Raw genomic sequence first — 24,276 nt, forward strand, 5'->3', positions numbered from 1 at the left:
GGGGCACCTGCGCCTGGGCCAGGCCGGCGGCCTGCTGCTGGGCGCGGCGGGTGCCGCCGGCCTGGCCCAGGCGCAGGTGCCCCCGTCTGCACCGCCCATGGCCGCGTCTGCCGCACCCCGGGCGGCAGCCCGGCCCGCCGCGGCGCCGCACACGCTGTGGACGCTCACGGCCGACCGCGTGCTCCACCGGTACTCGCTGGCCGCCCCGGGCGTCGAGCAGTTGAGCCGCCCGGTGCAGGGCCTGCCCGCGCAGGACCCCGTGATCGGCATGGACTACCGCGTGGCGCAGGGTCAGCTCCATGCCCTCACGCGCAGCGGCCGGCTCTACCTGCTCGACACCGAGGCCGGTACGGCCCGCACGGTCAGCGCTGACGCGACGCGCGTGCCGATGGTGCCGGCGGCGGCCCCCAGCATGAACTTCAACCCCGTGGCCGACATGCTGCGGGTGTTCGACTGCCAGGGCCACAACTTCCGCCTCCTTCCCCTGACCAACGAGGTGGTGGACGCCGACCCCGCCACCCCCGGCGTGCAGACGGACGGGCCCCTTGCCTATGCCGCCACCGATTCGGGCTTCGGCAAGCCGGCCTGCATCAAGGCCGTGGCCTACAGCTACAACAAGCGCGACCCCAAGATCACGACCAACTACGCCATCGAGGCCTCCCAGGGCTGGCTGCTGCGCGTGGGCAGCCTGGAAGGCGCGACGCCGGTGGTGTCGCCCAACACCGGGCAGCTGTTCACCGTGGGCGCGCTGGGCACCGGGCCGCTGGAGGCCGTGGCCTTCGACATCGCGGACCGCGACAACGAGGCCCTGGCCGCCGTGCGGCTCAAGCCCGGCGCGCCGACGCAGCTCTACCGCATCGCCCTCAGCGGCGGCCCTGCCACGCTGCTGGGCACGCTGGGCCAGGGCGCGCCGGTGCTGGGCTTCGCCATCGAGCCGTGAGAAGGTGTGAACGAACCCGCCATGCCCGCTCGTCCTGCCAAAACACGCCCACTCTGCGTTGCAAATGCTCGCCATAGCCCGAGCTATGGCTGTGCTTTGCGCCTTGATTGGCCGCGTTTTGGCAGCCCGCTCGGCCACGCCGGATTCATTCACACCTTCTGACGCTGCCTACCCGCCGGGTCCCGCGCCGCGAGTCCGCGTTGAACCGCCTCCTGAACACGGCCGCCGGCCGGCCGCTGCGCGCCGCCGCCGGGCTGCTGGCCGCCGCGTTGTGGACCTTCGGCCCGGCCGCGGGCGCCGCGACGGTGCAGGTGGAGGTGGCGGGCGCCGGCGGCCGGCCGCTCGCCGGCGCCGTGGTGTTCCTGGAGTCGCCGGCCGCCGCCGCCCAGGCGCGGCCGCTCAAGGACGTCGAGCTGGCCCAGGCGCAGCGCCGCTTCATGCCCGAGGTGCTGCTCGTCACCCGCGGCACCGCGGTCGACTTTCCCAACCGTGACGAGGTGCGCCACCACGTCTATTCCTTCTCGCCGGCCAAGCGCTTCGAACTCAAGCTCTACATCGGCCGGCCGGCCAACCCGGTGGTCTTCGACATGCCGGGCGTGGTGGTGCTGGGCTGCAACATCCATGACGACATGGTCGGCTGGGTGCTGGTGCTCGACACGCCCTACTACGGCCGCACCGATGCCGCCGGCCGCGTCGTCCTGCGCGACGTGCCGCCGGGCGACTACCAGCTGCGCACCTGGCATGCCGAGCTGCCGGTCGGCGAGCCGCCGGCCGCGGCCGCCCTGGCCGTCGGCCGCGAGGCCGCGCAGGCCCGGGTGCGCCTGCCGGCGGTGGCCGGCCGCCCATGATCGGCCGCTGGTACCGCAGTTCCCTGGCCCGCCAGATCGCGCTGGTGATGCTGGCGCTGCTGCTGTTCATCCAGTTCGGCACGTTCTGGGCCGCCCGGCAATCGCTCTGGCGCCAGGCCCAGGCCGACGTGCAGCGGCGGCTGGAACTGGGGCAGGCCGTGTGGCGCAACCTGCTCGACCAGCGCCAGCAGCGCCTGCGCGAGGCCGCACTGCTGCTGGCCGCGGACTACGGCTTCCGCGCCGCCGTCGCCGCGGGTGACCAGGCGACGCTGGTCTCGGCGCTGGACAACGGCGTCGCCCGCATCGGCGCCAGCATGGCCGCCTCGCTCGACGCGCGCTTCCACTGGCTGGCCGAAAGCCCCGAGGGCGAGCACCTGCGCATCGGCCCGGTCCAGCTGCGCGGCCTGGCCGAGCAGCGCAACCTGGGCCAGGCCCAGCTCTTCGCGGCCGGCGGCAAGGTCTACCAGCTGGTGCTGGTGCCCATCCGCGCGCCGCTGATCATCGGCTGGGTGCTCATGGGCTTCGAGCTCACGCCCGCGGTGGCGCACGACTTCGTGGAACTGGCCGGCATCGAGATGAGCCTGCTGGCCATCGAGGCCGACGGCCGGCCGCAGCGGGTGCTGCAGTCCATGACCGATGCGCAGCAGCCGGCGCTGGCCGTCTTGGACGGCGATGGCGGCATTTCGCACCACGCGGGCGCCGACTGGCTGCATCGGCGCGTGCCCCAGCCGACGCTGGAGGGGCGCATGGACGCCGTGTTCCTGGCCTCGCTTGCCCCCGCCAGCCTGGCCACCCACGGCATGGCGCTGCGGCTGGGGCTGATCACCCTGCTGGGCCTGCTGCTCTTCGCCGTCAGCAGCCGGCTGGCCGTGCAGCAGGCGGTGCGGCCGCTGGCCGCGCTGGCGCGCAGCGCACGCGCCATCGGCGGCGGCGACTTCGGCGCCGACGTCGGCGGCCGCGAACGGCAGGACGAGGTCGGCCAGCTCGCGCGCGACCTCGACGACATGCGGCTGAACCTGCAGTGCCAGCGGGCCGAGATCGAGCGGCTGGCCTTCTTCGACACGCTCACCGCCCTGCCCAACCGCGAAGCCTTCAAGAAGACGCTGGCCGGCCTGCTGCAGCCCGCCCTGCCTGCAGTACCGGGCTCGGTCGTGGTGCTGCTGCTGAGCATCGACCGTTTCAAGCAGGTCAACGACGCCATGGGCTTCCCCTTCGGCGACGACGTGCTGCGCGCGGTGGGCGAGCGCCTGCAGGCCCGCCTGCAGCATCCGGGCGACGCCCTGGCGCGCTTCGGCGGCGACACCTTCGCGGCCCTGCGCCAGGGCCTGGATGGGCCCGAGGCCGATGCCTGCGCCGAACAGCTGGTGCGCCTGTTCGACACGCCGCTGCAGGTCGCGGGCCAGCGCATCGACGTGCAGCTGAGCGTGGGCTATGCCTGCTGGCCCGCCCACGGCCACAGCGTGGACGACCTGGTGGGCCGGGCCGAGGTCGCGCTGCTGGCCGCCAAGCGCCAGCGCCGCGAATGGCTGGCCTACGACGCCGGCCAGGCCGTGGACACCGGCAGCGCCCTGTCGCTGCTGTCGGAACTGCGCGGTGCGGTCGTCGGCGGCCAGCTGCGGCTCTTCCTGCAGCCCAAGCTGGACCTGCGCCACGGCGAGGCCTGCAGCGCGGAGGCGCTGCTGCGCTGGCAGCATCCGCAGCGCGGGCTGCTGGCGCCGGCGCACTTCATTCCCTTCGCCGAGCAGACCGGCTTCGTGCGCCAGCTCACGCAATGGGTGTTCGACGCGTCCTGCCGCTGCATGGCGGCGCTGGCCGGGCAGGGCCTGAGCATGCTGTCGGTGAACCTCTCCACGCGCGACCTGGTCGATGCGCAGCTCATCGGGCGCCTGCAGGCCAGCCTCCAGGCGCACGGCGTGGCGGCCAGCGCCTTCTGCCTGGAGATCACCGAAAGCGCCATCATGGACGAGCCGCAGCGGGCCCAGGCCACGCTGGCGCGGCTGTCGGCCATGGGCTTTCGCCTGTCGATCGACGACTTCGGCACCGGACATTCCTCGCTGGCCTACCTCCAGCAATTGCCGGTGCACCAGCTCAAGGTCGACAAGTCCTTCGTGCTCGAGATGGACACCGACCCCAACGACGCCAAGATCGTGCGCACCATCGTCGAGCTGGCCCACGGCCTGGCGCTGGAGGTGGTGGCCGAAGGCGTGGAAAGCGCCGCGGCCCTGGCGCAACTGGCCGCCATGGGCTGCGACAAGGCCCAGGGCTACCACATCGCCCGGCCCATGCCCTCCGAGGACTTCGGCGCGTGGATGGCGGCGCGCCGCGCCGGCTCGTGTACCGTGCCGCCTCGATGAGCTACGAAGAAGGCAGGCCGTGATGCACGGGCGACACCACGGGCGGGGGCCGCGCCCCGGAATGCGCGGCAGGGCGGGCGCCGGCGCCGGCGGCAGGCCATGAGGCCGCCGCGCCTGCCCTGGCCGTTGCCGGCCCTGCTGGGCTGGGCCGCCGCATGGCTCTGCTTTGCCGGCCTGCAGCAGGTGTGGCCGCAGGCCGCGGCCCTGGCGGCGGCCTGCGCCGTGGGCACGGTGGCGAGCCTGCTGGCGCAGGGCTGGTGGCGGCGCGGGCTGGTGGCCATCGGCTTTCCGCTGTCGGCGGCGCTCACCGGCGCGGCGGCGGGCCTGCCGGCCTGGGCCTGGCTGCTGCCCCTGGCGCTGCTGCTGCTCGTCTACCCGCTCAATGCCTGGCGCGACGCGCCGCTCTTTCCCACCGCCCACGGCACGCTGCAGGGCATGGCCGCGCTGGCGCCGCTGCCGCCGGGCGCGGCGGTGCTGGATGCCGGCTGCGGCCTGGGCGACGGCCTGATCGCGCTGCGCCGCGCCTATCCCGAGGCGCGGCTGCATGGCCTGGAATGGAGCTGGCCGCTGCGCGCCCTGTGCGCCCTGCGCTGCCCATGGGCCCGCGTTCGCCAGGGCGACATCTGGCACGCGGACTGGGGCGCCTACCAGCTGGTCTACCTGTTCCAGCGGCCCGAGAGCATGGACTGCGCCTTCGCCAAGGCTCGTGCGGAACTGGCGCCCGGCGCCTGGCTGGTGAGCCTGGAATTCCCCGTGCCGGGCCGGAAGGCCGATGCGCAGTGGCAGTTGCCCGGCGCGCGCGCCGCCTGGCTCTACCGCATGCCGGGTACGCCGGCGTCGGAGGCGGAGGCCCGCCGGCCTGCGCGTCGTCGGGCAGGCCGGCCCCGGCCGTAGACCTCAAGCCGGGCCGCGCGCGGCGGCGCCCAGCAGGCTGTCGTGCTGCGGCTGCCACAGCGCGCGGGTGGCATCGGCGTCGGCGTGGGGCGTGCACAGCCAGATCTCGTGGCCGGGACGTGCCTGCACCTGCAGGCCCGAGGAGCGCAGCATGGCCTCGACCGCGGCGGCATTGGGTGCCCACCAGTTGGTGGGGTCGCCGGCCAGCCGCTCCTCGATGAAGGCCATGCGCGGCCAGCCGGGGGCGAGCAGCCGCTCGCGGGCGTCGATGGCGCAGTCGGCCGTGTCGCCCACGGGCGCGCCCGCATCGTCCGGCATCGTGAGCGTCTGGAACACCATCAGCCGCGCGGTGCGGCGCGCCAGCAGGTCCAGCGCCAGCAGCGGATAGCGCAGGTGGTAGAAGACGCCCATGAACCACACCAGGTCGAAGTGCCCGGCTTCGCCCGCCAGGTCGTAGACCTGCCCCTGGCGGAAGTCGATGCGGTCGGCCAGGCCGAGTTCGCCGGCGGCCCAGCGGGCCTGCGCGAGGTAGTGCGGATCGACGTCCAGCGCCGTCACCCGGGCGCCCCGCCGGGCCAGCTCGAAGCTGTAGAAGCCGGCATTGCAGCCCACGTCCAGCACGCGCCAGCCCTGCAGGTCGGCCGGCAGGTGCGGTGCGATCTGCCGCCACTTGAAGCGCGGGAAGTCGCCGCCCAGCGGATGCGCCGGCAAGGTCTGCATGCCGTCGGGCAGGTGCAGGTTGTGGAACCAGGGGCCGAGTTCGCGGATGCGGCGGCGCCGGGCTTCCTGCGCGGCCTCGATGGCCTGGGGCGGTGGATCGGTGCTCACGGACATCTCCCCGGCCTCATGCGCGAACGCCGGTGCGTTCGGCGACGAAGGCTTCCAGTTCGCGGGCGCGGTGGTCGGCCGTGTGGGCCGACAGCACGCGCCGGCGCGCCGCGTCGCCGGCGGCGCGGCGCTGGTCCTCGGGCAGCTCCCTCAGCAGGGCCAGCACCTCGTCGGCGCTGTCGGCCAGGAAGATCTCGCGCCCCGGCGTCAGCACGTCCTCGATGCCGCACCAGCGGTCGCTGATGATGGGCGTGCCGCAGGCCGCGGCCTCGAACAGGCGCACGCTGGGCGACCAGCCGGCCGCGCGCATGTCGGCGCGCGTGAGGTTGAGCGTGAAGCGCTGGCTGCCGTAGAAGGCCGGGTGGTCGGGCGGCGCCAGGTGCGGCACGTACTGCACGTTGGCGGGCCAGGTCTCCGTCCGGGGATGGTTGGGGCCGGCGACCGTGAAGCGGCCAGCGCGCCATCGCCGCGCCGGCGCCAGCAGCAGCGCGTCCAGGCCGGCGCTGCGGTCGTCGCTGTGGGTGCCCATGTAGCCGAGGTCGTGGGTGGGGTCCGCCGCGCCGCCGGCCGCATGCAGGTGCGGATCGACGGCGCAGTACAGGACGCGGGCCGCCTGGGCGCCGAAGTCGTCTTCCAGCCGCGCCAGGATGGGGCCGCCCGTGAAGGACAGGTACAGGCCGTAGCCCGGCAGCTGCCCGCGCGAGAGGTAGGTGCAGGTCCCCTGTGCCAGCGCGCTGAGGGTGACCGGGGTGTCGATGTCGTAGAAGGCGGTGAGCCCGCGCGCCTGCCGCTGCACCCAGTCGCCCACCGCGATGCCCTCGGGCACGAAGGAGCCGACGATCACCAGGTCGGCCCCGGCCACGGCCTCGCCCCAGCGCTGCTGCAGCATGCCCAGGTCGTCGTAGAGGGCGGTGCGGCAGAAGGGCGGATCGGGCAGGTCGCGGTGGCTGGCGTACCAGGGCACGTCGCGCTCGAGGAAGAGCAGGTCGTGCTCGCGCTGCGCCAGCGCCCGCACCAGCGCACGCCAAGTGGTGGCATGGCCGTTGCCCCAGGAGGAGGTGATGGACAGGCCGAGGATGGCGATGCGCAGCGGCCGCCCGGCGAGCGGCGGTCCGGCCGCGACGCCCGGCGGAAGGTCCTGCGCCTTCATGCCACCTCCTGCAGGCCCGACACCGCATCGCGCCCCTCGAACAGCGCCTCCACCTGCGCGGCCCGGTGGGCATAGGTGTGCTGCGCCAGCACGCGGCGCAGCGCGGCCTGGCCGATGGCGCGGGCGCGGTCCGGGTCCAGCGCGTCCAGGTGGGCAGCGACGGCGGCGCCGTCCTCGGCCACCAGCACCTCGGTGCCGGGTTCCAGGAAGTGCGCGATGCCGGGCCAGGCGTCGGTGATCAGGCAGGCCGCCGCGCCCGCCGCCTCGAACACCCGCGTGGCGGGCGAGAAGCCGCAGCGCGCCATGCTCTCGCGGCTGATGTTGAGCACGGCCCGCGGGCTGCAGTTGAAGGCGTTGTGGTCGGCGGTGTAGACATGGCCCAGGTGCCGCACGTTGGCGGGCAGGGCGCGGTCCTGCCAGCCGCTGCCGCCCAGCAGGAAGCGCCGGCCGGGCAGCCGTTCGGCGGCATCGAGGAAGAAGGCCTCCACCCGCGCCTCGCGGTCCGGCAGGCGGTTGCCGAGGAAGCCCAGGTCGGCGTCGAAGCGCGCATCGGGGGCGACCGGGAAATGCGTCTCGGGGTCCAGCGCGTTGTAGATGGGCACGCAGCCGCGCGCGCCCAGCGCCAGGTAGGCCGACACCACCGGCTCGCCGCCGCCGTAGGTGAGCACCAGGTCGAAATCGGGCACCTGCGCGCGCAGGCTGTCGTCCGCATCGGCCTGCATGCGGGCCAGCGTGGCGGGCGCGTCCACGTCCCAGAACACCACGTGCGAGCCGGGGGCGCGCAGGTCCAGCACGGCGGCTTCGAGCAGGGCGTCGAACACGCCGACGCCGCTGGCCTTGACGATCAGGTCGGCGCCGCGCGCGTCGTCCACGCAGCGCAGGGCGGCGGCCTCGTCGTCGCCGGGGTAGACGACCACCCGGGCCCAGGGCGGGTCGGCCATGTCGCGGTGCTGCTGCCGGCCGTAGGCGTCGGGTTCGTAGAAGCGCACCCGGTGGCCGCGCGCGGCCAGGGCGCGCAGCATGCCGCGGTAGTAGGTGGCGGCACCGTTCCAGTAGGCCGAGACCAGGCTCGAGCCGAAGAAGGCGATGTCCAGCGGCTGCGTCGTCGTCATGCGGGGCTCCGGGCGGTGTGGGTGGACGGGGCGCCCAGGCTCTGGTGGATGGCCAGCAGCTGGTCCACGCGATGGGCGCAGGTGTGGCGGGCGAGCACGGTGGCGCGGCCGCGGGCGGCCATCTCGCGGGCCATGGCGGGGTCGTTCTTCAGGGCGCGCAGGTGGGTGCGCATCTGCGCGCCGTCGCGGGCGACCAGGTAGTCGCTGCCGGGATGGAACAGGTGCTCGGCGTCGTTCCACGGCGCCGTGACCAGCGGAATGCCGCACGCCAGGGCCTCGAACATGCGGATGGTCGGAATGCCGGGCAGCTGCTGCGCATAGGGCCGCCGCGGCACGTGCACCGTGCAGCCGAAGCGGGCGAAGGCGCGGGGCACCGCATGGTTGGGCAGCCAGCCGCGGTAGTCGATGCCGGCGGCACGCAGCCGGCCGACGGCCTGCGGCGGATAGCGCACGCCGTGCACGCGCGCCGACAGGTGCAGGTCGGCCACCGGCTGCAGCAGGAATTCCTCCAGCTCGGCGGTGCGCTCCTCGTCGCCCCAGTTGCCGATCCAGATCAGGTCGCCGGCGCGCGGCAGGCCGGACACCGGGTGGAAGCGGCGCGCGTCCGCGGCCTCGTGCCAGGTCCAGGCGCGGTGGGCCCAGCCCTGCGCCAGGTAGAGCTCGCGGATCACCTCGCCGAAGGCCAGCACGCCGTCGTAGTCCTCCAGGGCATAGGCGCTCATGGCCTGCGGGTCGGTTTTGCTGCGGTGGTGCGTGTCGTGGAAGAACAGGCGGTAGCGGTGGTCGCGCCGGTGGCGGCCGATGCGCCGGACCAGCGCCGGGTCGCTCCATTCGTGCACCAGCACCAGGTCGGCGCCGGCGAGGGCGCGGTCCAGGTCGAGCTGCGCGGGTTCGTAGAGCTGGCTGCGCAGCCGCGGATAGGCCTGGCGGAAGCCTTCCAGCGCGGCCTGGCCCTGCTCGGCCACCATCTGGTTGCGGCTCCAGCTGTCCTGCGGTTCGTACACGCGCAGGCTGTGGCCGCGCAGCAGCAGTTCCTGGCAGACGCCACGCAGGAAGTGCGCGTTGCCGTGGTTCCAGCAGGAGACCAGCGAATGGCAGAAGAGGACGACGTGCATCGGTGGGGAGGAGATGGAAGGAAGGACGGGGTCAGGGGAGCGCCACCGGCGCCTGCAGGGCGCGCGATGGCGCGCGGCCGGGCCCGCCAAGGGGCGGCGCGGCCGGCGGGTGGCGGGCCCAGTCGTCGCACAGCGCGGTGTAGACGCCCAGGTAGGCGGTGGCCATGCGGGTGGGCGTGAAGTGCTGCGCCCGCTCCTGCGCGGCGCGGGCGAGGTCGCGCCGCAGCGGCTCGTCGGCAGCCAGGCGGGCCAGCGTGTCGCCCAGCGTGCGGTGGTCATCGGGCGCCACGAACAGGGCGGCGCCGTCCCAGGTCTCGCGCAGGCTGGCGATGTCGCCCAGCACCAGGGCACAGCCGCTGAGCGCCGCCTCCAGCACCGTCTGGCCGAAGGGCTCGTAGCGGGCGGGCAGAGCGTAGATGGCGGCGCCCGCATAGGCGCGGGCCAGGGCGCTGGGCGCGAGCGGCCCCAGTGCGAGCAGCGGCGCGGTGTCGGTGCCCTGGCCGTCGGGGCCATGGGCCGCGCCGGCCACGCGCACTTCCCAGGGCGGGGGCAGGGCGCTGGCGGCACGGCGCAGGCTTTCGAGGTTCTTGGCCGGGTCCCACAGCCGGCCCGCGCTCAGCACCTGCGGCCGCTTGGGCGCCGCGACGAAGCGGCGCGGGTCGCGGCCGTTGGGCAGCACGTGGCCGTCGCGCGCGATGCCGTGGTGGCGCCGCAGCGCGTCGAGCATGGTGCGCGTGGGTGCGCCGATGGCGGTGGCGCCGCGCAGGCCGTCGTGCACCGCCGCGCGGTAGCGGTCCCATGCGGCCGGGGCGGCACAGCCGTGCACCGCCTGCCACCACGAGAGCACGCAGGAATGGCCGACCACCAGCGTCGGCGCGGCGAAGGGCAGGGCGCCGAAGGCGAACTGGTTGAGGTGCACCAGGTCCGGCCGCAGCCGCGCGGCCAGGGCCAGCAGCCAGTCGCCGCTGCGGCGCACTTCGTCCCAGGGCTCGTGCATCCATTCGAGTGCCCCGCTGCGCACGTGCAGCGAGAGGCCATGCACCGCGCGCGCCTCGGCCCGCTGGCGCGGCGAGGGCGCGGGCCCCAGCGCCGCCAGGGCGACGCGGTGGCCCCAGTCGCCCAGCGCGCGGGCGAGCTCGATGCTGTGCTGCCACACGCCGCCGACGGTGTCGGTGGTCATCAGCACGCGCAGGGGGCGGTGCTCAGGGGCGTCCATGCCGTCCATAGAGCTGGTCCAGCAGTTCGGCCACGCGCAGGGCCTGCCAGGCCTCGTCATCGAAACGGCCGCCGGCGGCCACGGCGCGGGCCCAGCGCACGGCGGCGCGGCCGCCCCAGTCGTCGGGCGGCTCGGCCAGGCGCTCGGCCCGGGTGCCGTGGCAGCGCTCGGCCACGAAGTCGTAGAAGGAGCCGTCCACGTTGGCCAGGCGGGCGCTGCCGCGCGTGCCGTGGAAGTGCGCCTCGATGACGGCATCGCGGCCGGCCGACAGGTTCCAGGAGCAGGCCAGCCGCACGCTGGTGCCGGGCGCCAGGGTGAACTGGGCCAGGGCGTGGTCTTCGACCTCGTCGGGCGCGGGGCCCAGGCGGCGGCCCTGGGCGTACAGGCGGGCCGAGGCCTCATCGGCCGCGGGAAAGTCCATGACCCACAGCGCCAGGTCCACCAGGTGGGTGCCCAGGTCGATCAGGCAGCCGCCGCCGGACAGCGCCGGGTCGCGGAACCAGGCCTTGTCGGGGCCGTAGGCGTTGTGGAAGACGAGGTCGATGGCATAGACCTCGCCCAGCGCGCCGCTGCGCACCTGCCGGGCCACGGCGCGCGCGGCGGCGGTGTGGCGGTAGCACAGGTCCACGCCCAGCCGCCGGTCGGCGCGCCGGGCCGCCTCGATCACGGCGCGCGTCTCGGACGCGCTGCGCGCCAGCGGCTTCTGGCAGAACACGGCCAGCCCGGCCTCGAGCGCGGCGCGGGCCTGCGCCGCATGCAGGGCGCTGGGCGTGGCGATGACCAGGCCGTCCAGCGCCAGGCCGGCCGGCAGGTCTGCGGGGTCGGGCACGGTGCGGGCGCCCGGGGCCAGGGCCGCGGCAGCATCGAGGCTGGCGGGGTCGCTGTCGCACAGCAGCGCCACCTCGGCCGTGCCGTCCTGCTGCAGGGCCTGCAGGCGGTGGCGGCCGATCCAGCCGGTGCCCAGGAAGCCGAGGCGGGGGCGGGACGCGGCTGTCCTGCTGCTCACGCCATCCCCTCCGGCACCACCAGCGCCTTGAGGAAGCCGTCCGGCCGGTCGCGGGTCAGCGCCATGGCTTCGTCCAGCCGCGACATGGGCAGGCGGTGGGTGAAGAACTCGGTCGGGTCCAGCCGGCCCTCCTGCACCCAGCCGATGGCGCGGCGCATGCCGTCGAGGTAGCGCGCGGGCTGCCGCTCGTGGGCGTTCACCACGTCCAGGCCGCGCCAGTTCCACTGCTGCAGGTTGACCTGGCGCAGGCCGTCCTGGTGGTAGCCGGCGATCACCAGCCGGCCGCCCTCGGCCGCCAGCGCGCTGGCCAGGTCCAGCGTGGACTGCAGGCCGGCGGCCTCGATCACCCGCTCGCAGAGCCGGCCGCCCGTGAGGTCGGCCACGGCCGCGGTGGCGGCGTACACGTCGGCCACGTCCAGGGCTTCTTCGGCGCCGAAGCGCAGGGCGGCCTGCCGGGCATAGGCGCGGCGCGACAGCGCGATCACCCGCGCGCCGGCCTGGCTGGCCAGGCGCGTGAGCACCGCGCCGAGGAAGCCGATGCCCACGATGGCCACCGTCTGCCCGGCCCGAATGTCGCTGCGCGCCAGGATGTTGGCGGCGCAGGCCAGCGGCTCGCCGGGAAAGGGCATGCCGTCCAGCGCAACGGGCAGGGGCAGCACGGCGGCGGCCTCGGCGATGTCGAATTCGGCATGGCCGGCATAGCTCAGCGCGGCCACGCGCTGGCCGGGCCGCAGGCCGGAGACGTCGTCCGGCCCGACGGCCTCGATGCGGCCCCAGGCCTCGTGGCCGGGCGCGCCCGGCGGCAGCGGGTAGTCGAACCAGGGCCGGCCTTCCCACACCGGCAGGCTGGAGGCGCACACGCCGCAGCCTTCCAGCCGCAGCAGCAGCTGGCCGGGGCCGGGCCTGGGCCGCGGCACCTGCACGAAGGCGAAGCGGCCGGGCCCGGCCAGCACGGCGGCCTGCATGGCGGGCGCGCCGTCCGTCGCAGCGTTTGCAGACGCCAGCGGCGTCTCGGCGATGGCGGTGCCGTTCATGCGGCCTCCGTGCCGTGCAGGGGCGTGGCCGCGCCAGCGAAGGCGGGCGCCAGCGGCGCCGCCGCGGGCCCGGCGCGCTCGCGCAGCCATTCGCGCAGGCGCGCCAAGCCCTCCGCAACGCCGACGCGCGGCCGCCAGCCGGTGGCGGCCTGCAGGGCCCGGGTGTCGCTCACGTAGTAGCGCTGGTCGCCCGTGCGCCAGCCGTCGTGGCCCACGGCCATGGGCTCGCCCTGCAGGGCCTCGATCATGGTCACCATGCGCCGCAGGCTCACGGCGTTGGCGGCGCCGCCGCCGATGTTGAAGATGCGGCCGCGCACCTCGGGCAGGCGTGCATCCAGGCGCAGCATGGCGTCGAGCAGGTCGTCCACGTGCAGCACGTCGCGCACCTGCTGGCCGTCGCCGTACAGCGTGAGCGGCTGGCGCTGCAGCGCGCGCAGCATGAAATGGGCGACCCAGCCCTGGTCCTCGGTGCCGAACTGGCGCTGGCCGTAGATGCAGCTCATGCGCAGCACCACCGTATCCAGGCCGAAGCTGCGCGCATAGTCGCGCACGTACTGGTCGGCCGCGCCCTTGGAGCAGCCGTAGGGGCTGTGGAAGTCCAGCGGCCGGTCCTCGCCGATGCCGTGGGCGGCCAGGTGCGGGTCGTGCGGCACGTAGCCCTCGTCGCCCAGGCGCAGCGGCACGTCGTCGAGCGCGCCGTACACCTTGTTGGTGGAGGTGATGAGCACGCTGGGCGGCACGGCCTGCCGGCGCGCGGCCTCCAGCACGTTGAGCGTGCCCAGGGCGTTGGTCTCGAAGTCGCCGTGCGGATCGGCCAGGCTGGTGGTCACCGCCACCTGGGCCGCGAAGTGGAAGACGCGGCGCGCCCGAGCCACCGCCTCGCGCACGGCGGCGCCGTCGCGCACGTCCTGCACCGCCACCGACAGGCGCTCGCCATGCTGCGCGCGCAGCCACTGCAGGTTGTCGGCCACGCCGGGGCGCGACAGGTTGTCGAGCACCAGCACCCGCTCGCCTGCCGACAACAGGCGGTGCGCCAGGTTGCTGCCGACGAAGCCGGCGCCGCCGGTGATGAGGGTCAGGCGGGAATCGCTCACAGCGCGAGCCCCCGGCGCGCCAGCTCGGCGCTGGCCTGCGACACGCGGTCGATGGCCGCCTGCCCTTCCAGCCAGGCGGCCAGCTCGGTCAGGCCGCCGGCCAGGTTGACCTGCGGCGCGTAGCCCAGCATGCGCCCGGCCTTGCCGATGTCGGCATAGCAGTGGCGGATGTCGCCGGTGCGGTACTTGCCGGTGATCTCGGGCGCGATGTCCTCGCGGCCCACGGCGCGGGCCACGCGCTCGGCCACCTCGCGCACGGTGTAGGGCACGCCGCTGCCGAGGTTGAACACCTCGCCGGCCGCGGCCTCGTTCTCCATCGCCAGGCGGCAGCCGCGCGCGATGTCGTACACGCTCACGAAGTCGCGCTGCTGGAGTCCGTCTTCGAAGATCTGCGGCGCGTTGCCGTTGAGCAGCCGCGCCGCGAAGATGGCCAGCACGCCGGTGTAGGGGTTGGACAGCGCCTGGCGCGGCCCGTAGGCATTGAAGAAGCGCAGCGCCACGGTCTTGATGCCGTAGGCCCGCCCGGTCATCAGGCACAGCCGCTCCTGGTCGTACTTGGACAGGGCATATACCGAGGCCAGGGCCGGTGCCTTGGTCTCGGGCGTGGGGGCGGGCACCAGGGCGCGGCCTTCGGCGTCCTGCCATTCCCACTGGCCAGCACGCAGCTGTGCGAGCGGGCGCTCGCCCATGTCGCGCACCTGGCCGTCGGCGTCGCGGTACAGGCCTTCGCCATACAGGCTCATGCTGGAGGCCACCACCAGCTGCCCGACCGGCTTCTCGATCAGCGCCTCCAGCAGCACGGCGGTGCCCAGGTTGTTGGTGCGCGTGTAGTGCGCGATCTCGTACATGCTCTGGCCCACGCCCACCGCCGCGGCGAAGTGGAAGACGGTGTCGATGCCCTGCAGCGCCGCGCGCACGGCCTGCGGGTCGGTCACGTCGCCCACCACCAGTTCGACCGAGGGATCGAGGTACTCCGGGCGCCGCCCGCCGTCGCCGTGCACCTGCGGTGCCAGACAGTCCAGCACCCGCACGTGGTGGCCGCAGGCGAGCAGCTCGTCTGCGAGGTGGGAACCGATGAAGCCGGCACCGCCGGTGATCAGCACGTTCTTGGGCATGAAGGCCTTTCTCGTCGTCGCGCCCCGCTGGAAACAGGCACGGCGCCGAAGGGCGCCGTGGCAGGCGGGCGGGGTGCTTGCCCGCACTGCGACGGTCAGCGTGGAGCGGTGCCCGCGCGGCGCCTTGTCGGCGGAGTTCCGGGGTGCCGTAGGCGGGACGCTGGACCGCCCCGCGTCCCGCGCAGCAAGGTAGAAGCCGGCGCTAATCTGGCCGCGAGCCCCGGGCACCGCGCGTGCCCATGCGGGCTTGCATTGCGCAGCGCGCACAACCAACCAGGCAGCTTGCAAATGGACAACAACCCGAAGATCCGCGTCGCCATCGTCGGCGTGGGCAACTGCGCCTCGTCGCTGGTGCAGGGCGTGCAGTTCTATGGCGGCATCGAACCGGCGGGCTTCGTGCCGGGGCTCATGCATCCGCTGCTGGGTGGCTTCTCGGCGGCGGACATCGTCTTCAGCGCCGCCTTCGACGTCAGCGCGCACAAGGTGGGCCTGGACCTGTCGGAGGCCATCGCCGCGCCGCCCAACAACACCATCCGCTTCGCCGAGCTGCCCTGGCTGGACGTGCCGGTGCACCGCGGCCCGGTGGCCGACGGCATCGGTGCCTACCTGGCCGACGAGGTGCCCGTGGCGCCCGGCCAGCCGGTGGACGTGGCCCAGGTGCTGCGCGACACGGGCACGCAGGTCGTCGTGTCCTACCTGCCGGTAGGATCGGAGCAGGCCACGCGCTGGTATGCCCAGCAGGCGCTGGAGGCGGGCTGCGCCTTCGTCAACTGCGTGCCGGTGTTCCTGGCCTCCGATCCGCTGTGGCAGGCACGCTTCGCGGCCAGGGGCCTGCCGCTGGTGGGCGACGACATCAAGTCGCAGGTGGGCGCGACCATCGTGCACCGCGTGCTCACCGACCTGTTCCGCAAGCGCGGCGTGCGGCTGGACCGCACCTACCAGCTCAACTTCGGGGGCAATGCCGACTTCCTCAACATGCTGGAGCGCGAGCGGCTGGTGTCGAAGAAGATCTCCAAGACGCGCGCCGTGACCAGCCAGCTCGGCAACCCCATGGAAGGCCGCAACGTGCACGTGGGCCCCAGCGACCACGTGCCCTGGCTGGAGGACCGCAAGTGGTGCCACATCCGCATGGAGGGCACGGCCTTCGGCAACGTGCCGCTGTCCTGCGAGGTGAAGCTGGAGGTGTGGGACTCGCCCAACTCGGCCGGCGTGGTGATCGACGCCGTGCGCTGCGCGCGGCTGGCGCTGGACCGCGGCATCGGCGGCGCGCTGGTGGCGCCGGCGGCCTGCTTCATGAAGTCGCCGCCCCGGCAGTTCACCGACGACGAGGCCCACGAACTGGTAGAGGCCTTCATCCGCGGCGATGCCGCCGGTGGCGAGGCCATGCGCGGCAGCCCGCCAGCGCCGGCCGCCGACCAGGCCGCGGCGCCCGCCGCCCAGCCGGAGGGCGTGCAGCCGTGATCGAAGCCGTCAAGTTCTGGAACGAGCCCAACAACAAGTCGCACTGGGACCTGGCGCTGGACCCGCAATGGCGCGCCTTCTCGGCCATGGTGCGCGCCGCGGCGCCCGCGGTGCGGGCCGAGAACCCGGCGCTGACGCGGGTGCTGGGCGGCATCTCGCCCATCGACCCCGGCTTCATGTCGCACCTGGTCGGCATGGGCACGATGGAAGACCTGGACGCGGTGGCCGTGCACGGCTTTCCGCTGGACTGGAACCATTGGCCGCTGGACGCCTGGCCCGAGCGCCTGGCCGAGATCCAGGCCGTGGTGCCGCTGCCGGTGTGGGTGACGGAAGTGGGCGTCTCCAGCTTCGGCGCCGAGGAGGTGCAGGCCTTCGGCCTGGCGCGCACGGCGCAGCTGCTGTCGGGCCGCGCACCGCGCGTCTTCTGGTATTCGCTCTACGACCTGCCCAGGGCTTGGCCGGCCACCACGCGCCACCGCGAGGCCGAAGGCTCCAGCTACTACCGCCACTTCCACATGGGCCTGCTGCGCGAGGACGGCAGCCCCAAGCAGTCGGCCGCGATCTTTCCGGCCTACACGCCCGAATTCGGCATCTGCCAGTGGTTCCATTTCGAGGACCCGCGGCTCGACGACGCCGTGCGCTGGCTGCGCCGCCTGGGCGTGCGCCGGCTGCGCACGGGCCTGAGCTGGGCCGACAGCTTCCGCCCCGGGGCCGAGGCCTGGTTCGACCGGCAGATGCGTGCGCTGGAGGAGTTCGAAGTCACGCTCACCTTCTGCTTCACGCCCGAGCACCGCGGCGTGGCGCCGCACCACACCAGCCCGCCGCTGGAGGCGGGCGAGTACGCCGAGTTCTGCGCCCGAGTGGTGAAGCGCTATGCGCCCGGCATGCGCATGGCCGGCAGGGCGCCGAGCGCGGACGCGCCCACGCTGCGGCTCGCCGGCTCGGCCTGAGCGGGCAGCGCTTCCGCACCCTCGGCCGGTGCCGGGCGGGCCAGGCGCCGCGCGAAATGGCCGATGGTGCGCTGCAGCCCCGCGGCCAGTGCGACCTGCGGCTGCCAGCCCAGCAGTTGCTGCGCGCGGGCGATGTCGGGCCGGCGCTGCAGCGGGTCGTCGACCGGCAGGGGCCGCGCCACCAGCGGCGACGGCGAGCCGGTCAGCTGCAGTACCTGCAGCGCGAGGTCGCGCACGCGGAACTCGCCGGGATTGCCCAGGTTGACGGGCGCGGCGCCGGCGTCCTCGCAGTCCATCAGCCGCATAAGGCCCTCGACCAGGTCGTCCACGAAGCAGAAGCTGCGCGTCTGCGCGCCGTCGCCGTAGAGCGTGATCGGCTCGCCGCGCAGCGCCTGCACGATGAAGTTGGACACCACGCGGCCGTCGTCCGGCCGCATGCGCGGGCCGTAGGTGTTGAAGATGCGCGCGATGCGCACGTCCACGCCGCGGTGGCGGTGGTGGTCCGTGAACAGCGTCTCGGCGGCACGCTTGCCCTCGTCGTAGCAGCTGCGCGGGCCGATCGGGTTGACGTGGCCCCAGTAGGCCTCGGTCTGGGGATGCACCCGCGGGTCGCCATAGACCTCGCTGGTGGAGGCCTGCAGGATGCGTGCGCCCTGGCGCTTCGCCAGTGCCAGCAGGTGCATCGCGCCGAGCACGCTGGTCTCCAGGGTGCGCACCGGGTCCTGCTGGTAGGCCGGCGGCGAGGCCGGGCAGGCCAGGTTGAAGATGCGGTCCACCTCCACCTGCAGCGGCTCGCGCACGTCGTGCTGGATGAGGCGGAAGCGCGGATGCCGCAGCGCCCGCGCGAGGTTGGCGCGGCGGCCGGTGCTGAAGTCGTCCGCGCACAGCACGCGGTGGCCCTGGCGCAGCAGCCGGTCGCACAGGTGGCTGCCCAGGAAGCCGGCGCCGCCCGTGACGAGGATGCGCAGGGAAGGGGTGGGGCTGGAAGGTGGGGCGTCGGGCAGCGGCATGGAAGCAGGCGAGAGAAGGTCGGGGAATCCGGGGGTGGGGCTCAGCGGCCGATGGCCAGGTAGTCGAAGCCCTCGCTGCGGATGGAGGGCTCGTAGAGGTTGCGGCCGTCGAAGATCAGCGGCTGGCGCAGCGTGGCCTTGAGCGCACTCAGGCTCAGGCTGCGGAAGACGCGCCATTCGGTCAGCACCAGCAGCGCGTCGGCACCGCTGGCGGCCTGCATCGGGTCGTCGGCGAAGTGCAGCTGCGCCAGCAGCTCGGGCCGGTCGGCCATGTCCTCGGCCAGGGCGCGGCGGGCCTGCTCGGTGGCGACCGGGTCGTAGGCCACCACGCGGCCGCCGCGCGCGAGCAGCGCGCCGATGACGCAGCGGCTGGGCGCCTCGCGCATGTCGTCGGTGTTGGGCTTGAAGGACAGGCCCCATACCGCGAACGTGCGGCCCGTGAGGTCGGGGCCGAAGCGCTGCAGCACCTTGGCCACCAGGATCTGCTTCTGCGCCTCGTTGACGTCGCCCACGGCCTCCAGGATGCGCAGGCGCTGGCCGTGGTCGGCGGCGGTGCGCAGCAGGGCCCGCACGTCCTTGGGGAAGCAGCTGCCGCCGTAGCCCAGGCCCGGGTACAGGAAGGCATGGCCGATGCGCGGATCGGCGCCGATGCCGCGGCGCACCTGCTCGATGTCGACGCCCACGCGCTCGGCCAGGTTGGCCAGCTCGTTCATGAAGCTGATGCGCGTGGCCAGCATGGCATTGGCCGCGTATTTGGTGAACTCGGCGGCGCGCAGGTCCATGGCCAGCAGCCGGTCGCGCTGGCGGTTGAAGGGGGCGTACAGCTCGCGCAGGGTGGCCAGGGCACGTTCGCCCGCCGGGCCTTCCTCCACGCCGACCACGATGCGGTCGGGCCGCATGAAGTCGTCCACCGCCGTGCCCTCCTTGAGGAACTCGGGGTTGGCCACCATGGCGAAGGGCACGTGGTCGAGGGCGCTGCCGGCGGCGGCATCGCCCTTCTCGCGCCGCGCCTCCAGTTGCCCCAGCACGGCCGCGCGCACGCGCTGGGCGGTGCCCACGGGCACGGTGGACTTCTGCACCACCACCTTCCAGCTGCGCATGTGCTGGCCGATGGCCTGGGCGGCGGCCAGCACGTACTGCAGGTCGGCGGCGCCGGTGGCGTCCGGCGGCGTGCCCACGGCGATGAAGACCACGTCTCCATGGTGCACGGCCTCGGCCTCGTCCTGCGTGAAGCGCAGCCGGCCGGCAGCCAGGTTGCGGGCCAGCATCTCGGGGAGGCCCTTCTCGTGGATGCAGGGCTCGCCCTGGGCCAGGCGCTCGATCTTGCTGCGGTCGACGTCGAAGCACAGCAGCCGATGCCCCGCTTCGGCCAGGCAGGTGGCAGTGACCAGGCCCACATAGCCCGTACCCAGGACCGTGATGTTCATGTTGTCGTGGTGCTGTAGGGTTGGGAGAAAGCGCAGGAGGGGATGCGGCCGCCAGGCGGCACGACGGCCACGCTAGGAGTGGCCCGCCCCGCGGATGTGGGACAAAGCTGAGCGACCTGTGGGCCGCAGGTGGTTGCGCGCAGGCGCCCGCCGCGCCGAAGATGGCCGCATGGAATCGCTGCGCTCTTCTCCCCATTTCGACTGGATCTCGCCGCAGCTGGCGGTGGGCGGCCATGTGCCGGTGGACTTCTATGGCGAGCTGGCCGGCACGCACGGCATCCGCGCCGTGGTGGACCTGCGCGCGGAAGACCGCGACGACGAGACACTGCTGACGCACCACGGCGTGCGGCTGCTGCACCTGCCCACGCCCGACATGTGCAGCGTGGACGATGCCCACCTGGACCACGGCCTGCGCTTCGCCGAGGCCGCGATGGAGGCGGGCGAGCACGTGCTGATCCATTGCCAGTGGGGCATCGGCCGCTCGGCCACGCTGGCGCTGTGCCTGCTGGTGGCGCGCGGCATGCCGCCGCTGCAGGCGCTGGCGGACATGAAGTCGCGCCGTGCGGTGGTGTCGCCTTCGCCCGCCCAGCTGGGCTGCTGGATCGCCTGGATGGAACGGCACCGCGGCGTGGCGCCCGCCGCCTTCGCGGTGCCCACGATGGCGCAATGCCAGCGCATCGCCTATGCGCACCTGGGCGGCGGTGCGACCGGCACCGGCACCGCCTGAGCATGCACGTCTATGGCGATGGCCAGCGGCGCGAGCGTCCTAGGGCCAAGCTGGCGCGGGTGCAGGTCGCGCTGCGCCGGGCCGCCGCGGCGCCCACGGGCATCGCACGGCATGCGCTGTGGATCGAGGCGCTGATCGAGGCCGGCGAGCTGCTGCAGGGCGTGGCCGATGCGGTGGGCGATGAGGCCCTGGGCCGTTGCGACGATGACGCCCTGGTCCGTTGCGACGATGACGCCGTGGACGGCGCGACCGCGCTTGCACTGGCCCTGGCGCATGCCTGCCTGCACAGCTGGCGCCATGGCTTCGCGGCACCGCCGGATGTGGACGTGCGCACGGCACTCGCGCGCTGCGCGGGCCTCGGGTGGCCCGCGTGGATCGACGTGCGCCGCTGCGAGGGCTATGCCTTCTATGCGCTGTATCCCGAGGGCCACGGCATGGCGGCACTGGCGGCGAGCGCATCGGGCGCCATGCAGGGCGGCGGCCACAGCCGCGTGCTGGGCCTGCGCAGCATCGGCACCAGCCTGGCGGCGATGGTGGCGGCGGGCCTGGATGCGCCGCGCTTCGACACGCTGCGGCCCGCGGGCCATCCCTTCGCGCGCACGGCCGCCGCGCTGCCGCCAGGGCCGGCGCACGATGCGGCCGTGGTCGACGAAGGCCCGGGCCTGTCGGGCAGCAGCTTCGCCGCCGGCCTGGGGGCGCTGGTGCAGGCGGGCGTGGCGCCTTCGCGGGTGCACCTCTTTCCTTCGCATCCGCACGGGCCGGGCGCGCAGGCCAGCGATGCCGCCCGTGCCCTCTGGCGGACGCAGCCGGTGCATGCGGTGGGCATCGATGCGCTGATCGGCGGACGGGCCGCACCGCCGCAGCGCCTGCTGGACTGGGTGCGCGCCGACCTGCCCGGGCCCGTGGCCCCTGACTGGCTGGACGTCGGCGGCGGCCGCTGGCGCAGCCTGCACGGCGACATGGCCGGCCGGTTGCCGGCGCAGCCGCAGATGGAGCGCCTCAAGTTCCTGCTGCCGGCGCAGCGTGGGGGCGGCGCGTGGCTGCTGCGCTTCGCCGGCCTGGGCCGCGCGGGCCGCGCGGCCTTCGCGCGCCGGCGCGTGCTCGCCGCGGCCGGCTTCGGGCCGTCGGTGCAGGGGCTGTGGCATGGCTTCACGGCCGAGCGCTGGCTGCCCGAGGCACGGCCACTGCCGTTGTGGGCCGCTGCACAGTCGCCCCCGCGTGCGTGGCTGGTCGATCGCCTGGCCGACTACCTGGCCTTCCGGGCCCGGCATCTGCCCGCCCCGGCGCAGGCCGGCGCCAGCCTGGCCACGCTGGTGGCGATGGCGCATCACAACATCGCCCAGGGGCTGGGCGAGGCGGCGGCGCCGGCCTGGGCGGCGTGGTGCGGCGCCTGGCCTGCGGCGATGCTGGCCGCGCCGCTGCGCCGCGTACAGACCGACAACCGCCTGCACGCCTGGGAATGGCTGTGGGACGGCGAGCGCCTGCGCAAGGCCGACGCGGTGGACCATGCCCACGCGCACGACCTGGTGGGCTGCCAGCCCATCGCGTGGGACGTGGCCGGCGCGCTGGCCGAATTCGCCCTCGACGCGGACGAGCGGCAGCGGCTGCTGCACCGGATGCGGGCGCAGGGCTGCGCGCTGCAGCCGGATCTGCTGGCGCTGTGCGAGCCGCTGTATGCGGCCTTCCAGCTCGGTGCCTTCACGCTCGCGGCCCAGTCGGCGCCGCCCGCGGATGCGCCGGCGCTGCACACCAAGGCCGCTGGCTATGCGCAGGCGCTGAAACTGAAGCTGGGCTTAAAAGGGGCCGCCTGAAGGCCTCCGGCGGCGTGGTGTCGGCACTCTCCGACAGCCAGCCTGGGCCCGGCGGCGCATCGTCGGGCCGTGTTTCACACGTTCTCAGGAGGAACTGCCATGTCTGCCCAGCCCCATACCCCGAGCTTCGGTTCTCCGTCCGGCGCCATGGCCGGGCCGGCGACCGCCACCTTGGCCGCGCGCGAGCGCGCCTTCTTGCAGGCCTTCGCGCCGCACTGGGGCTGGCTGGCCCTGCGTGGCGTGGCGGCGGTGCTGTTCGGCGTGCTGGCGCTCGCTTTGCCCGGCCTCACGGTGGCCGTGATGGTGCTGCTGTGGGGCGCCTATGCGCTGGTGGACGGCGTCTTCGCGCTGATGGCCGGCTTCAAGATGCGGCACGAGGGCCGGCCCCTGTGGGCCGTGGTGCTGCTGGGCCTGCTGGGCGTCGCCGCCGGCATCGTGGCGCTGGTGTGGCCCGGCATGACGGCGCTCACGCTGGTGATGGTCATCGGCGCCTGGGCGGTGGTCGGCGGCGTGTTCCAGATCGCCACCGCCATCCGGCTGCGCCGCGAGATCGAGGGCGAATGGGCCTATGTGCTGTCGGGCGCACTCTCGGTGCTGTTCGGCCTGGCGCTGCTGGTCGCCCCCGGGGCCGGTGCCGTCGCCATGGCGTGGCTGATCGGCGGCTTCGCCCTGGCCTATGGCGTGCTGATGTTGGTGCTGGCCTTCCGGGTGCGCAAGGCCCGCTGATCGCCGCGCGCGGCGGCGCGCGTCACGCCGCCGCCAGCATGCCGCGCTCTTCGATGAAACGCACCACCTGGGCCAGACCGTCCTGGGTCTTGAGGTTGGTCATCACGAAGGGCTTGCCCTTGCGCATGCGTACCGTGTCGGCCTCCATCACGCCCAGGTCGGCGCCCACGTGCGGGGCCAGGTCGGTCTTGTTGATGACGAACAGGTCGCTCTTGGTGATGCCCGGGCCGCCCTTGCGGGGGATCTTCTCGCCGGCGGCCACGTCGATCACGTAGATGGTCAGGTCCGACAGCTCGGGGCTGAAGGTGGCGGCCAGGTTGTCGCCGCCGCTTTCCACGAACACCACGTCGGCCTCGGGAAAGTCGCCCAGCATGCGGTCGATGGCCTCCAGATTGATGGAGGCGTCCTCGCGGATGGCGGTGTGCGGGCAGCCGCCCGTTTCCACACCCAGGATGCGCTCGGCCGGCAGCGCGCCGGCCACGGTGAGCAGGCGCTGGTCTTCCTTGGTGTAGATGTCGTTGGTGATGGCGATCAGGTCGTACTGCGCGCGCATCGCCTTGCAGAGCATCTCCAGCAGGGTGGTCTTGCCCGAGCCGACGGGCCCGCCGATGCCCACGCGCAGGGGCGGCAGCTTCTTGGTGCGGTTCGGGATGTGGTGCAGGGCGGTCATGGTCGTGAGTCTCGTAAAAGGGCAGGGCCAGTCTGGACCTTGCGTTGTTGGGAGTAGGCGGCGGGGGACTGTGCAGCGGAGTCGGGTGCGGGTCCTAGCTGCGGAACAGCCGCGAATACTGCGTCTCGTGCTGCGCCGACAGGATGGCGAGCATGGGCGAGAAGGACTGGCGGCGGTCGTCGGGCAGGGCCATGGCGGATTCGACGGCGGCCGGAATCTCCTGCGCCAGCCGCGCCAGGATGCGCTGGCCGGCGCTCTGGCCCAGCGGCACGGCCTTGATGGCGGCGGCGCTCATGTTCTCGGCCCAGCCGAAGGCGAAGGCCAGGCAGCCGTCCTGCGCGCTGGCGCCGGCCCGCGCGGCCGCGAAGGCGAAGGCCACCGGATAGGTGGGCGGCAGCCCGGCGAAGCAGGCGGCGGCATCGGCATGGTGCAGCTTGAGCCATTCGACGAAGGAGCGGCCCATCTGCTCGGTCTGCAGCAGGAATTCGGCCGATTCGCGCGTCTGGCGTACCCAGTCGTTGAGCGCCTGCACGCGCGGCAGGTCGCCGGCCGACCAGGCGGCGATGGCCTGGGCCACCACCGACAGGTCGCCGCGCGCCAGGCTCAGGTGCAACTGCCCGGCCAGCCAGTCGGCCGCCGCGGCTTCGTCCTTGACGCCGGCCCATTCGATGGCGGCCTCCAGCCCCTCGGAATAGGAGAAGCCGCCCACGGGCAGGGCGGGGGAGGCGAGCCAGATGAGCTGCAGGAGGCTGTGGGGGGCGAGCGGCGTCATGGCACGGGGCTTTCTC

General features: G+C 73.9%; 22 protein-coding genes. 9 read left to right on the plus strand and 13 right to left on the minus strand.

All coding sequences use genetic code 11. The annotated features are described in order from the left end of the window. The 4 genes from NS331_RS05295 to NS331_RS05310 all read left to right on the plus strand — a co-directional run. On the plus strand, nucleotides 1-940 hold a 940-nt coding region (locus tag NS331_RS05295; protein ID WP_058640972.1), incomplete at its 5' end, for a DUF4394 domain-containing protein. 236 nt (nucleotides 941-1,176) lie between these two features. Then, on the plus strand, nucleotides 1,177-1,788 hold the full coding sequence (locus NS331_RS05300) for a methylamine utilization protein (RefSeq protein WP_058640987.1): 612 nt from the start codon (nucleotides 1,177-1,179) through the stop codon (nucleotides 1,786-1,788). Further along, nucleotides 1,785-4,142 carry a putative bifunctional diguanylate cyclase/phosphodiesterase gene (locus tag NS331_RS05305; RefSeq protein WP_058640973.1) on the plus strand — a complete coding sequence of 786 codons (2,358 nt, stop codon included), beginning with the start codon at nucleotides 1,785-1,787 and terminating at the stop codon, nucleotides 4,140-4,142. The genes NS331_RS05300 and NS331_RS05305 overlap by 4 nt, the downstream gene beginning before the upstream one ends. Nucleotides 4,143-4,241: 99 nt before the next feature. Then, on the plus strand, nucleotides 4,242-5,036 hold the full coding sequence (locus tag NS331_RS05310; protein ID WP_058640974.1) for a class I SAM-dependent methyltransferase: 795 nt from the start codon (nucleotides 4,242-4,244) through the stop codon (nucleotides 5,034-5,036). A gap of 3 nt (nucleotides 5,037-5,039) precedes the next feature. On the opposite strand, the gene NS331_RS05315 is transcribed toward NS331_RS05310, so the two are convergent. The 9 genes from NS331_RS05315 to NS331_RS05355 are packed head-to-tail and all read right to left on the minus strand — an operon-like array spanning nucleotide 5,040 to nucleotide 14,706. Beyond that, complete coding sequence (locus NS331_RS05315) at nucleotides 5,040-5,870, minus strand: TIGR04290 family methyltransferase (RefSeq protein WP_082702267.1); 831 nt, start codon at nucleotides 5,868-5,870, stop codon at nucleotides 5,040-5,042. 10 nt (nucleotides 5,871-5,880) lie between these two features. Next, on the minus strand, nucleotides 5,881-7,014 hold the full coding sequence (locus tag NS331_RS05320; RefSeq protein ID WP_058640975.1) for a CgeB family protein: 1,134 nt from the start codon (nucleotides 7,012-7,014) through the stop codon (nucleotides 5,881-5,883). Beyond that, on the minus strand, nucleotides 7,011-8,126 hold the full coding sequence (locus NS331_RS05325; protein ID WP_058640976.1) for a CgeB family protein: 1,116 nt from the start codon (nucleotides 8,124-8,126) through the stop codon (nucleotides 7,011-7,013). Before NS331_RS05325 ends, NS331_RS05320 begins: the two co-directional genes overlap by 4 nt. Next, nucleotides 8,123-9,241, minus strand: a complete 1,119-nt coding sequence (locus NS331_RS05330; protein WP_058640977.1) for a CgeB family protein — start codon at nucleotides 9,239-9,241, stop codon at nucleotides 8,123-8,125. The genes NS331_RS05325 and NS331_RS05330 overlap by 4 nt, the downstream gene beginning before the upstream one ends. Nucleotides 9,242-9,272: 31 nt before the next feature. Beyond that, entirely contained in the window at nucleotides 9,273-10,466 is a 1,194-nt protein-coding gene (locus NS331_RS05335) for a glycosyltransferase family 4 protein (RefSeq protein WP_242873658.1), read from the minus strand. Next, nucleotides 10,444-11,463, minus strand: a complete 1,020-nt coding sequence (locus NS331_RS05340; RefSeq protein WP_058640978.1) for a Gfo/Idh/MocA family protein — start codon at nucleotides 11,461-11,463, stop codon at nucleotides 10,444-10,446. The genes NS331_RS05335 and NS331_RS05340 overlap by 23 nt, the downstream gene beginning before the upstream one ends. After that, entirely contained in the window at nucleotides 11,460-12,497 is a 1,038-nt protein-coding gene (locus tag NS331_RS05345; protein WP_242873659.1) for an MDR/zinc-dependent alcohol dehydrogenase-like family protein, read from the minus strand. The genes NS331_RS05340 and NS331_RS05345 overlap by 4 nt, the downstream gene beginning before the upstream one ends. Then, nucleotides 12,494-13,591 (minus strand): NAD-dependent epimerase/dehydratase family protein, encoded by a 1,098-nt coding sequence (locus NS331_RS26025; RefSeq protein ID WP_058640979.1) that lies wholly within the window; start codon nucleotides 13,589-13,591, stop codon nucleotides 12,494-12,496. The genes NS331_RS05345 and NS331_RS26025 overlap by 4 nt, the downstream gene beginning before the upstream one ends. Next, nucleotides 13,588-14,706, minus strand: coding sequence for an NAD-dependent epimerase/dehydratase family protein (locus NS331_RS05355; RefSeq protein ID WP_058640980.1), 1,119 nt, complete (start codon nucleotides 14,704-14,706; stop codon nucleotides 13,588-13,590). Before NS331_RS05355 ends, NS331_RS26025 begins: the two co-directional genes overlap by 4 nt. Nucleotides 14,707-14,994: 288 nt before the next feature. Here NS331_RS05355 and NS331_RS05360 point away from each other — a divergent pair, with 288 nt between their 5' ends. Both NS331_RS05360 and NS331_RS05365 read left to right on the plus strand, forming a co-directional pair. After that, the gene (locus NS331_RS05360; RefSeq protein WP_058640981.1) at nucleotides 14,995-16,167 is read left to right on the plus strand and encodes an inositol-3-phosphate synthase; all 1,173 of its coding nucleotides are present in this window, start codon (nucleotides 14,995-14,997) and stop codon (nucleotides 16,165-16,167) included. After that, entirely contained in the window at nucleotides 16,164-17,117 is a 954-nt protein-coding gene (locus NS331_RS05365; RefSeq protein ID WP_058640982.1) for a beta-xylosidase, read from the plus strand. Before NS331_RS05360 ends, NS331_RS05365 begins: the two co-directional genes overlap by 4 nt. Here NS331_RS05365 and NS331_RS05370 read toward each other — a convergent pair. Both NS331_RS05370 and NS331_RS05375 read right to left on the minus strand, forming a co-directional pair. Beyond that, a complete protein-coding gene (locus NS331_RS05370) occupies nucleotides 17,039-18,127 on the minus strand; it encodes a UDP-glucuronic acid decarboxylase family protein (protein WP_082702268.1) in 1,089 nt (362 codons plus the stop codon). The two genes, NS331_RS05365 and NS331_RS05370, sit on opposite strands and share 79 nt — an antisense overlap. Before the next feature lie 41 nt (nucleotides 18,128-18,168). Then, the gene (locus NS331_RS05375; RefSeq protein ID WP_058640983.1) at nucleotides 18,169-19,554 is read right to left on the minus strand and encodes a UDP-glucose dehydrogenase family protein; all 1,386 of its coding nucleotides are present in this window, start codon (nucleotides 19,552-19,554) and stop codon (nucleotides 18,169-18,171) included. 169 nt (nucleotides 19,555-19,723) lie between these two features. Here NS331_RS05375 and NS331_RS05380 point away from each other — a divergent pair, with 169 nt between their 5' ends. From NS331_RS05380 to NS331_RS05390, 3 genes are all read left to right on the plus strand, one after another. Continuing rightward, on the plus strand, nucleotides 19,724-20,281 hold the full coding sequence (locus NS331_RS05380) for a protein-tyrosine phosphatase family protein (RefSeq protein ID WP_058640984.1): 558 nt from the start codon (nucleotides 19,724-19,726) through the stop codon (nucleotides 20,279-20,281). A gap of 2 nt (nucleotides 20,282-20,283) precedes the next feature. Continuing rightward, entirely contained in the window at nucleotides 20,284-22,092 is a 1,809-nt protein-coding gene (locus NS331_RS05385) for a hypothetical protein (protein ID WP_058640985.1), read from the plus strand. A gap of 147 nt (nucleotides 22,093-22,239) precedes the next feature. Beyond that, nucleotides 22,240-22,818 carry an HdeD family acid-resistance protein gene (locus NS331_RS05390; RefSeq protein WP_082702269.1) on the plus strand — a complete coding sequence of 193 codons (579 nt, stop codon included), beginning with the start codon at nucleotides 22,240-22,242 and terminating at the stop codon, nucleotides 22,816-22,818. 22 nt (nucleotides 22,819-22,840) lie between these two features. On the opposite strand, the gene ureG is transcribed toward NS331_RS05390, so the two are convergent. Continuing rightward, nucleotides 22,841-23,488, minus strand: coding sequence for an urease accessory protein UreG (ureG, locus tag NS331_RS05395; protein WP_058640986.1), 648 nt, complete (start codon nucleotides 23,486-23,488; stop codon nucleotides 22,841-22,843). Between the two features lie 94 nt (nucleotides 23,489-23,582). Next, on the minus strand, nucleotides 23,583-24,260 hold the full coding sequence (locus NS331_RS05400; RefSeq protein WP_082702270.1) for an urease accessory protein UreF: 678 nt from the start codon (nucleotides 24,258-24,260) through the stop codon (nucleotides 23,583-23,585). Between the last annotated feature and the right edge of the window lie 16 nt (nucleotides 24,261-24,276).

It is taken from the genome of Pseudacidovorax intermedius, assembly GCF_001476815.1.
Classification (GTDB): domain Bacteria; phylum Pseudomonadota; class Gammaproteobacteria; order Burkholderiales; family Burkholderiaceae_C; genus Xenophilus; species Xenophilus intermedius_A.

Coding starts and splice junctions, on each gene's coding strand:
- NS331_RS05305 (WP_058640973.1), top strand. CDS start 1,785: ATGATCGGCCGCTGGTACCGCAGTTCCCTGGCCCGCCAGATCGCGCTG.
- NS331_RS05310 (WP_058640974.1), top strand. CDS start 4,242: ATGAGGCCGCCGCGCCTGCCCTGGCCGTTGCCGGCCCTGCTGGGCTGG.
- NS331_RS05315 (WP_082702267.1), bottom strand. CDS start 5,870: ATGTCCGTGAGCACCGATCCACCGCCCCAGGCCATCGAGGCCGCGCAG.
- NS331_RS05320 (WP_058640975.1), bottom strand. CDS start 7,014: ATGAAGGCGCAGGACCTTCCGCCGGGCGTCGCGGCCGGACCGCCGCTC.
- NS331_RS05325 (WP_058640976.1), bottom strand. CDS start 8,126: ATGACGACGACGCAGCCGCTGGACATCGCCTTCTTCGGCTCGAGCCTG.
- NS331_RS05330 (WP_058640977.1), bottom strand. CDS start 9,241: ATGCACGTCGTCCTCTTCTGCCATTCGCTGGTCTCCTGCTGGAACCAC.
- NS331_RS05335 (WP_242873658.1), bottom strand. CDS start 10,466: ATGGACGGCATGGACGCCCCTGAGCACCGCCCCCTGCGCGTGCTGATG.
- NS331_RS05345 (WP_242873659.1), bottom strand. CDS start 12,497: ATGAACGGCACCGCCATCGCCGAGACGCCGCTGGCGTCTGCAAACGCT.
- NS331_RS05355 (WP_058640980.1), bottom strand. CDS start 14,706: ATGCCCAAGAACGTGCTGATCACCGGCGGTGCCGGCTTCATCGGTTCC.
- NS331_RS05360 (WP_058640981.1), top strand. CDS start 14,995: ATGGACAACAACCCGAAGATCCGCGTCGCCATCGTCGGCGTGGGCAAC.
- NS331_RS05370 (WP_082702268.1), bottom strand. CDS start 18,127: ATGCCGCTGCCCGACGCCCCACCTTCCAGCCCCACCCCTTCCCTGCGC.
- NS331_RS05375 (WP_058640983.1), bottom strand. CDS start 19,554: ATGAACATCACGGTCCTGGGTACGGGCTATGTGGGCCTGGTCACTGCC.
- NS331_RS05380 (WP_058640984.1), top strand. CDS start 19,724: ATGGAATCGCTGCGCTCTTCTCCCCATTTCGACTGGATCTCGCCGCAG.
- NS331_RS05385 (WP_058640985.1), top strand. CDS start 20,284: ATGCACGTCTATGGCGATGGCCAGCGGCGCGAGCGTCCTAGGGCCAAG.
- NS331_RS05390 (WP_082702269.1), top strand. CDS start 22,240: ATGGCCGGGCCGGCGACCGCCACCTTGGCCGCGCGCGAGCGCGCCTTC.
- ureG (WP_058640986.1), bottom strand. CDS start 23,488: ATGACCGCCCTGCACCACATCCCGAACCGCACCAAGAAGCTGCCGCCC.
- NS331_RS05400 (WP_082702270.1), bottom strand. CDS start 24,260: ATGACGCCGCTCGCCCCCCACAGCCTCCTGCAGCTCATCTGGCTCGCC.